The organism is Flavobacterium sp. (assembly GCF_049590715.1).
GTDB lineage: Bacteria > Bacteroidota > Bacteroidia > Flavobacteriales > Flavobacteriaceae > Flavobacterium.
The window spans coordinates 1-8349 of record NZ_JBAWDL010000303.1; the positions used below are offsets into that span (position 1 = coordinate 1).

The window sequence follows — 8349 nt, forward strand, 5'->3', positions numbered from 1 at the left end:
GTGTACGTCTGGCATCTTTACATGATATTGGCGCTATGAAGCTTCATGCGATTTTCCAAAACGGCACAAGGATAAAAGACTTTGTTGACATGTATTTTCTTTTGGAACACCATTCCCTTAAAACCTATTTAGAAACATACCAAAACAAATATAATGGAAATCCGAGACTGGCTGCTCTTGCATTAATGGATCATAGGAATATAGACAAAGAAGAAAAAGTCAAACTCCTGAAAGGCAAGGAAACCAATTGGAACAAAATAACTCAGCGACTAAAAAAAGCAGTTTTCAATCCTTCCATTTTATTTTCTGAATCAAAAAATCAAATTCCTCCACCCAATAAGGGACGTGGATTAAGAGGCTAAGTGTTTGAATAAGAAGTTAAAAAATCGTATATTTACGTCATGGCAAGAGTTAAAAAAAATAAGGCAATCCCAAATCTAAACCCAGTATTTTTTTGGGATTTCGACATAGATGCAATGGACTTTGAGAGAGCCTATAAAACTATTATTGCCCGTATCGTAGAGCGTGGTGGAAAGGAAGAAATCGACGAAATTGTTCGTTTCTACGGCCTTGAAAAGGTGGTAAAAGCAATTCGTGACGAAATTTATTTTCTTCCAAATTATGCCATTGACAAGGCTTTAAAATTGTTTCCTGAACTGAAAAAGGAAGAGATGTACTGCTATCTTAACCGTAAAGATAAACCCTACCACTGGATTTAGTTAATACCTAAATCCTTAAACGGGTTTTTCTTTGTTTGTTTAATTTCTTATCTTTGCTTTGTTCCTCTTAACGCCAATATTAAGTGGCTGGTTTGTACGCTGTCTCAATGATTCTTTTTCGCTTGGAGTTAAATTGTTCCTGCTATCATTGTTTACATAACGAAAAACCGTTTTTACAGACCCCATTATATCCAAAGGGTTATCAGGCTTCTCTAATAGCTTTTTTTTGCTTTCCTTAATTTTAATAACCGATAGCTTATCTAACATTTTGCCCAGCCCTATTTTTGTTGGGTTTTTAAACTGTTTGAGAAAATTAGAGAAGAAATTGGTTAAAATGTTTCCACCTCTGTCTACCTGCACAAATGGAAATTTCTTTCTATCATCCTTTTTTTTTAATTTTCCTCTTTTTTTCCTCTTCAGGTTTTAGAGGTAATAGTGGTTTTTTCTTTTTTTTCGGTGCTTTATCTTTAGGCTTATCTTTTTTCATTATTCCTGATTTTAAGGTAAAAGGTAATTATTAGATATTTAGATTCTTCATTTCGGCATTTTAAGTCTTTGATTGGCATGTCATATTTTGTGCGGGTTGCACTTTATATTTTACCTAAAGAAATAATAAAAAGAAAACAAGGTAGGACGTGCTGGATCAGTCTGTCCAAAAGACTACGGCATAATGGTTTGCTCGTCCCTCACAAACCACCCTTCGGGACTTATTCCGTTTCCTTTTGTCCTGTCTGCATCCCGTCCTTTGAAATTGCTTTCTTTTTCTTTTTTCCGATTTTCGGTTTTCTTTGGAAAATATATTTACGTTTTTAGATATGGGTATATGTGTGTATCTAAAAGTCTATTTATTTACTTATTTACATAAGGGAGCATTCATGTCTTTGCGTAAAAGCATACATATGTAAAAGAATAAAATTGTAAAAGCGTATGTACATACATACGGCTATACAAGCGCATTTACTTATGGGATTAAATGCTTCTATAAATCAGCGCATCCGTACAGAATTGCATTGATACCTCAATAGGCGTGAGAAGATATATTTAAATATTTATGTTTGAATGTAAGTATCTGCATATTTCTAATTCGGAAGATAACTGCAGTTAATCTTCTCTGGATTTTATAGAGTTGAACCCATTAAAGCCAGGAATACCTGCACTATCCTATTTCTACACAGCCTTATCAAGGCTGATTTGTTCAAACCAATCACAACACATAACAACACATAACAACACATAACAATTCCTAAATATCCGCAAAATAAAAAAAGGGTCTCAAGCCCTTTCCATTAAAACCATATGCAATAATATTTTCGCAGGAAAATAGCAAGTTGTGTTTTGAGATGCTTGAAATACTTTCTGCATCTCAAAACAACTTGCCCTTAAAGCGTGCAGTAAAAACTCCAGAGTCGTTTTTATTAGTTACTACTTACCGTCAATCCGGGCGCAGATGGGAATGTAAGTGAGTTTAATTTAATAAAAACCCTTTTTACAATATTTACAGGATGGGGCGTTCATTATTCTGACCAACGCCAAACACAAAGAATTGGAATCATTCCAGACATATAAGTAAAACCAACAATTCTTGGCATTCAGCAAGGGAAAGGAGAGGTTTTAGATCGTGCTTTGCAATTCATTGAAACGGGAAAATAAATACGTCTGCCAACACTTGCCCAGTTCCTGAGCTACACGAATTACACTTTTGTACTGGCTACTAATTGTGACTATACCGATTTTAAATTCCAGGAGCCACTTTTTTCGGGTATTCTGCATGTCTTTATATTTATGATGTGTTTACTTATACCAAACAAATTTATAATATAGTCCAAATTTCGTCAAAAAAAATATAGCTATACCCACAGATACTTAATACCTCTTTTTTGCTAGTTGTATTCATGGCTTCGGTAATGAAATCATCTACATCTTCCAAGCATTCAAAAAATTTATTTGAAAATGCTCGTTTATATTTTGCCCACATTTTTTCGGCGGGATTAAGTTCTGGCGAATATGGCGGTAGGAATACCAAAACGATATTTTTAGGAATGATCAACTTTTTAGCCTTATGAAACCTTCCATTATCGAGCACCATTATTTTGAGTTCTGTTGGGTTTTCATTTGAGAAATCATCTAAAAAAACTTGAAAACTATCTGCATTGCAATATGGGAGTATTAACTGAAAATGGTCTCCAGTTATAGGAGAAAAAGCACCCGAAAGCCAAGTTGATTTAAAAACTTGTTGGAAAGTACAAATAGGCTTAACTCTAATTGCAGTAACCGATTTTCCACTTCTAGTAAACAGACCAAACCGCGATTCATCTTGAAAATATAGGTTTACAGAGGTGAAATCACCCACGGCATTTAGTGCTATTTCTTGGCAGATTCGTCCGAAGTTTTTTTGAAATTATTTACTTGGTTTTCGTCTTTTTTAACATGGCTTTTTCGTGCCACTTTTACACTTGATTTAAAATTCCTGATACAATAATAAAGTAGTGTGTTGTAATTAAAAACTTTGTCAGACTCTTTTTCAAGCCAAGCTTTAAGTTCAACATAGCCTTGAAGTCCATTTTGAGGGTCATTGAGTTTTGTTTCTAGCTTTTGGTGGTCAATGGCACTAAAAACTGAAGGCTTAAAGCCTGTTTTATGATGTTTCATTAACCCTTCAATTCCAGTATTGATATATAATGTTCTCCAATTCTGAACACTATTAGGATCAACACCTGCTAATTTCGCTACTTCGCGTTTAGAAATTCCCTTTTCTTCATTCTGTTTTAAAATCAAGAGGACTCTCAGACGTTGCCCAATAAAAGGGTTAGATTCCTTTAGTAGTTTTTTGATTTCTTTTTCAGATTCCTTAATAATCATTTTTTTTACACTCGCCATAATCACTATTATAATATAGTCCAAATATAGTAAAAAAAATCTAACTATTCAAATTAGACTATTTTATATTTGTGTTTGGTATAAGTTGTTTTAATTTAAAAAAGGAAAATAAAAATGAAATAATAAAATTAATTTTCACAAAAATTGAATTAATTAAATTTAATCAATTCAATGATGATCCAAGTTTATTCTTGGACGAAATTTATATTGATTATAAAAATGATTTAATAACATTTGATTTTTTTCCCATTGATCATTATGATTATTTGGAAGAAAATCCTAATTCTAATTTCATTATAAAATGTAGAAAGGTATCATATGAAGTTTTAGAAAAAACTTAAGGTAGACCTTGATGCATTACCCCGATGGCGCAAACTTGTCTACAAACGTTAGCGCAGGTATTCACCTGTGCCCGCAACAGTGAGTTAATATTTTAAATAAAAGTTGTAGTCGTAAAAAGAGTTACAACATTTTTGTTTATTTTTAAAATAAAAATGTCAACAAAATATAAAGCAACGATTACTGACGAAGCCTATTTTGTAACTATAACAACAGTAGGCTGGATAGATGTATTTACAAGGTTAAATCAAAAAAATAACATTATAAAAGCCTTGCAGTATTGCCAAGTAAACAAAGGATTAGAGATTTATGCCTATTGCATTATGAGCAGTCACATACACATACTTTGCAAAGCAACAGAGGGTTTTATTTTGGCAGATGTAATGCGGGACTTTAAACGATTTACTTCTAAGAAAATCATACAAATAATTGTAGAAGAGCCCGAGAGCAGAAGAGAATGGATGTTAGAATATTTTGGCAAGTCATGTGAACATTTAAAAAATAAACAAAACTATAAAGTATGGCAAAATGGCTATCATGCAGAACATATTTATTGCAATAAATTTATACGTCAAAAATTAGATTATATCCACAATAATCCTGTGAAAGATAAAATTGTAACATTGCCCGAAGATTATTATTTTAGCTCTGCCAGAAATTATGCTAGTTTAGATAATGATTTAGATGTAATCGTATTAGATTTGTTTTGAAGTAATATTGTGTTTTGCCAATCTTTGTGGGCACAGGTAAATACCTGCGCTAACTTTAGTGGTTACGTAATGTAAGTGTGCGCCATTGGGGTATCATAGATTTTATAAAAAAAATTCTTCTGGTCCAAATATGTCCGATAATGAAATTGATGAGTTATTAGAAGAGTGGAACAGAATGGGAAGACCTAAATCGTAATATATGAAAGATAATGAGAAATTAAATTATAAGAAAATCACTCACACGATATATTAATTTTAATTCCTTCCTTTCTCGTCAAAATATAAATGACATACAGGTTCACTTTGCCAAAACTCTTTTGTATCAACATCCATAATTGTTAATGGCCCTTTGAAAGCCGCTCCAGTATCGATATTCCATACACAGGCTTTTTGTACAGGAACCGTTTGATTAATTCGGGTTACAGGAGTATGTCCGATATAAATTTCGTCGTATAGGGTAAGGCGTTTTGGATATAATAAATCATTAGGTTTAATCGCTGGATCTAATGAAAGAGCTGTTTCCCATAGTGTTCTGTCCCAGTAAAATAGTTTAGAAAAATACTCATAACGAATTCCGTTCATATTCGTAAATCCCGCATGAATAAACAATCTATTTTTTGCATCGAGATAGTAATCTTCTAATGAAAGCAAAAAATCAATATGTAGCTGAATGGTTGTTTTATTTACTTGTTCGTAGGCGAGTACTGTTGCTTCTCCTCCGTGTTGGTGCCATAGCTCATTGTCTTTATTATCTTTTAACCAATGCAACAACAGTTCATCGTGATTTCCTCTGATGAAAATACAGTTATTTGTCGATTTTAATTCGATTAAAAAATTTAATACTTGTGGTGATTGGCTCCAACCATCAACATAGTCGCCCAGAAAAATCAAAGTGTCTTTTGGTGTTACTTTTGCTCTTTCTATAACTTGGTGTAACGCTCGCAAACCACCATGAATATCGCCTATTACTAATGTTCTCATTTTATTATTAATTTTCAAAATAAGTTCCCTTTTTTATAAAAATAAGAAAAACTGTTTTATCAAAGCTGAATTTAGAGAAAATAAATCAAATTTAACTAACATCGTACTTCATTTTTCTTAAAACACGCAAGGCTTCTTTAAATGATAAATAAATTTTCGGAAAGGGTTTTAAAAGCAATTTAGCATCAATTAATTTTTGCTTAGATTTCTCAAAACCATTAAGATAGCAAATCATGAAAGTGGAAGGTAAATTCTCCAAATCTTGTTTTTCTCGTGTCGTTAAGGGTACTCCTTTTTCTAGTTTTTTTAATAAAGAAACATTAGAATTATAAATATGATATAACATCTTTTTGTTGAACTCTGGCGGTTGAAACAGCATTTCGCTTTCAATTTTATAATAGCCATTTTCATAAAAATAGATCCGTTGCTGTTCTAGTGGATAAAAACTCGTTTGATCGTTAAGGCCTAGAGGTACATATTCAGTAATAATAAAAGAATGTTCGTCATAAGTAATCGTAACCACATCTTGTGCCGAATAAAACAACTTGATTTGTTCATTTATTAATTCAATATCCACACGAGAAAGATAGGTTGCATTTCGAACTACTTTTGGAATTCCAGCCCAACAAATAACAAACAGCTCTTTGAAAACTTTGTATTTTGGAGCCATATCTTTATGGCGAAAATTCATAAAGTCATAAAATCCATCAAGAGTATGCTGAATCGTGTTTCGGGACTGATTTTCAATGCCAATAACGGTTTCCGTATTCTGAAAATTCTTCTCTACTTTATCTTCAGTCGGCATGGTATTGCTTCCTATTCGGATAAAAACACTATTAGCTGGAATGGTATGAATGCCTTTTTTGAAAAAAGAAACATTTTTTTGGGGTTTTATCGTGACCAATCCCACCACTTTATCTTTAGGTAAATTAGGAAAAGGGACGTTCTCGTATTGAATTTTGGGAGGGTTCTCTAAATAAGCATTGACTAAGTTTTGAATGCGACTATCATCAAAAAAATCATCCCCAATGATCTCATTATCCATATCTTCCACACCTACAACGATATAAGAGTTATTCGCTGGATTTGAATTTGATAGGGCGCAAATATGCTTTAAAAATTTAGCTTTTCCCTCTCTTGTATGCAAATTTAACTGGCGCTTCTTGTCATAAAAACTACTTTCATCATTATGTGCCAGTAAGTTTTTAATTAAGAGTCTTTTGTTAATCATTTTAAATTAGATTTAAAGTTCTTAAAAATATGAAAATAGTATCACAATTCACCCTTAAAATTAGAGGTTTGATTAAAGTTTTAACCATTTATTAACATCTTTCCTCTAAAAAAAATTTCAATTTGCACTACCAAAAGTAAAGCATTAATCACAAGGTTTTAAAAATACGATAATGGAAGAAAATACAGCGACTTTAGACATTAGAGCAATCAATGAAAAAATAGAAAGAGAAAGTGCTTTTATAGACCTTCTTACAATGGAGATGAATAAAGTGATTGTAGGTCAGAAGCATATGGTAGAACGTTTGCTAATTGGACTTTTAGGACAAGGGCACATTCTTCTTGAAGGAGTTCCGGGATTAGCTAAAACTTTAGCTATTAATACACTTTCACAAGCCATTCATGGTTCTTTTAGCCGAATCCAATTTACCCCAGATTTATTACCTGCCGATGTAGTAGGAACCATGATATACAACATCAAAGCAAATGAGTTCTCTATCAAAAAAGGACCTGTTTTTGCTAATTTCGTTTTAGCAGATGAGATTAACCGTGCTCCTGCCAAAGTGCAGTCAGCATTACTGGAGGCGATGCAAGAAAAACAAGTAACCATTGGAGACACAACTTTCAAATTAGAAAGACCGTTCTTAGTACTAGCAACTCAAAACCCGGTAGAACAAGAAGGAACCTACCAACTTCCAGAAGCACAAGTCGATCGTTTTATGCTTAAAACGGTTATCGATTATCCTAAAATGGATGAAGAGCGTTTGGTTATTCGTCAAAACTTAAAAGGAGCTTACGAGAAAGTAAACCAAGTCGTTTCAGTAGAACAAATTATCCGTGCTCAAGAAGCGGTTCGTGAAGTGTACATGGATGAAAAAATTGAAAAATACATCCTTGATATTGTTTTTGCTACTCGTTACCCTGAGAAATACAAATTAGCAGAGTTGAAACCATTAATTAGTTTTGGTTCTTCTCCTCGTGGAAGTATCAACTTGGCAACTGCTGCTAAATGTTATGCGTTTATCAAACGTCGTGGGTATGTGATCCCTGAGGATGTTCGCGCTATTGTACATGATGTATTGCGCCATAGAATCGGAATCACGTACGAAGCCGAAGCAGAGAACATCACATCAATGGATATCATCAATAAAATTATAAACGAAGTAGAAGTACCTTAAAATTTGTTTAAGGTTTAATGTTTCAAGTTGTTGTATGAAATTTGAAATATTAAACTTTTTTAAACTTTAAACAAATTATATAAATGGATACAAAAGATTTACTTAAAAAAGTACGGAAAATAGAAATCAAGACCCGAAGATTGAGTGATCATATCTTCTCGGGTGAATACCATACCTCTTTTAAAGGTCGTGGAATGACTTTTAGTGAAGTACGCCAATACCAATATGGTGATGATATTCGTGCCATTGATTGGAATGTTACGGCACGTTATAATGAAGCCCATGTGAAAGTTTTTGAAGAAGAAAGAGAATTGA

General features: G+C 32.9%; 9 protein-coding genes. 5 read left to right on the forward strand and 4 right to left on the reverse strand.

The window, feature by feature from the left end:
* Positions 1–362: nucleotidyl transferase AbiEii/AbiGii toxin family protein (locus WBQ70_RS13160; RefSeq protein ID WP_423915001.1), on the forward strand; the 362-nt coding region annotated here is incomplete at its 5' end.
* A gap of 39 nt (positions 363–401) precedes the next feature.
* On the forward strand, positions 402–719 hold the full coding sequence (locus WBQ70_RS13165; RefSeq protein ID WP_423915002.1) for a DUF6922 domain-containing protein: 318 nt from the start codon (positions 402–404) through the stop codon (positions 717–719).
* 1810 nt (positions 720–2529) lie between these two features.
* On the opposite strand, the gene WBQ70_RS13170 is transcribed toward WBQ70_RS13165, so the two are convergent.
* Both WBQ70_RS13170 and WBQ70_RS13175 read right to left on the reverse strand, forming a co-directional pair.
* Positions 2530–3069 (reverse strand): IS630 family transposase, encoded by a 540-nt coding sequence (locus WBQ70_RS13170; protein WP_423915003.1) that lies wholly within the window; start codon positions 3067–3069, stop codon positions 2530–2532.
* A gap of 11 nt (positions 3070–3080) precedes the next feature.
* The gene (locus WBQ70_RS13175; protein WP_423915005.1) at positions 3081–3596 is read right to left on the reverse strand and encodes a helix-turn-helix domain-containing protein; all 516 of its coding nucleotides are present in this window, start codon (positions 3594–3596) and stop codon (positions 3081–3083) included.
* Between the two features lie 494 nt (positions 3597–4090).
* Here WBQ70_RS13175 and WBQ70_RS13180 point away from each other — a divergent pair, with 494 nt between their 5' ends.
* Complete coding sequence (locus WBQ70_RS13180) at positions 4091–4645, forward strand: REP-associated tyrosine transposase (protein WP_423915006.1); 555 nt, start codon at positions 4091–4093, stop codon at positions 4643–4645.
* Between the two features lie 255 nt (positions 4646–4900).
* On the opposite strand, the gene WBQ70_RS13185 is transcribed toward WBQ70_RS13180, so the two are convergent.
* Both WBQ70_RS13185 and WBQ70_RS13190 read right to left on the reverse strand, forming a co-directional pair.
* Complete coding sequence (locus WBQ70_RS13185) at positions 4901–5626, reverse strand: metallophosphoesterase family protein (RefSeq protein WP_423915008.1); 726 nt, start codon at positions 5624–5626, stop codon at positions 4901–4903.
* 91 nt (positions 5627–5717) lie between these two features.
* Positions 5718–6857 carry an ATP-binding protein gene (locus tag WBQ70_RS13190; protein ID WP_423915010.1) on the reverse strand — a complete coding sequence of 380 codons (1140 nt, stop codon included), beginning with the start codon at positions 6855–6857 and terminating at the stop codon, positions 5718–5720.
* A gap of 172 nt (positions 6858–7029) precedes the next feature.
* Between WBQ70_RS13190 and WBQ70_RS13195 the strand changes: the two genes are divergently transcribed.
* Entirely contained in the window at positions 7030–8034 is a 1005-nt protein-coding gene (locus tag WBQ70_RS13195) for an AAA family ATPase (RefSeq protein WP_423915012.1), read from the forward strand.
* Between the two features lie 83 nt (positions 8035–8117).
* The coding region (locus tag WBQ70_RS13200) for a DUF58 domain-containing protein (protein WP_423915014.1) at positions 8118–8349 on the forward strand (232 nt) is incomplete at its 3' end.

What these genes read in the sequence shown, in the direction of transcription:
- WBQ70_RS13165 (WP_423915002.1), top strand. Translation starts at nt 402, where the DNA reads ATGGCAAGAGTTAAAAAAAATAAGGCAATCCCAAATCTAAACCCAGTA.
- WBQ70_RS13175 (WP_423915005.1), bottom strand. Translation starts at nt 3,596, where the DNA reads ATGGCGAGTGTAAAAAAAATGATTATTAAGGAATCTGAAAAAGAAATC.
- WBQ70_RS13195 (WP_423915012.1), top strand. Translation starts at nt 7,030, where the DNA reads ATGGAAGAAAATACAGCGACTTTAGACATTAGAGCAATCAATGAAAAA.
- WBQ70_RS13180 (WP_423915006.1), top strand. Translation starts at nt 4,091, where the DNA reads ATGTCAACAAAATATAAAGCAACGATTACTGACGAAGCCTATTTTGTA.
- WBQ70_RS13185 (WP_423915008.1), bottom strand. Translation starts at nt 5,626, where the DNA reads ATGAGAACATTAGTAATAGGCGATATTCATGGTGGTTTGCGAGCGTTA.
- WBQ70_RS13190 (WP_423915010.1), bottom strand. Translation starts at nt 6,857, where the DNA reads ATGATTAACAAAAGACTCTTAATTAAAAACTTACTGGCACATAATGAT.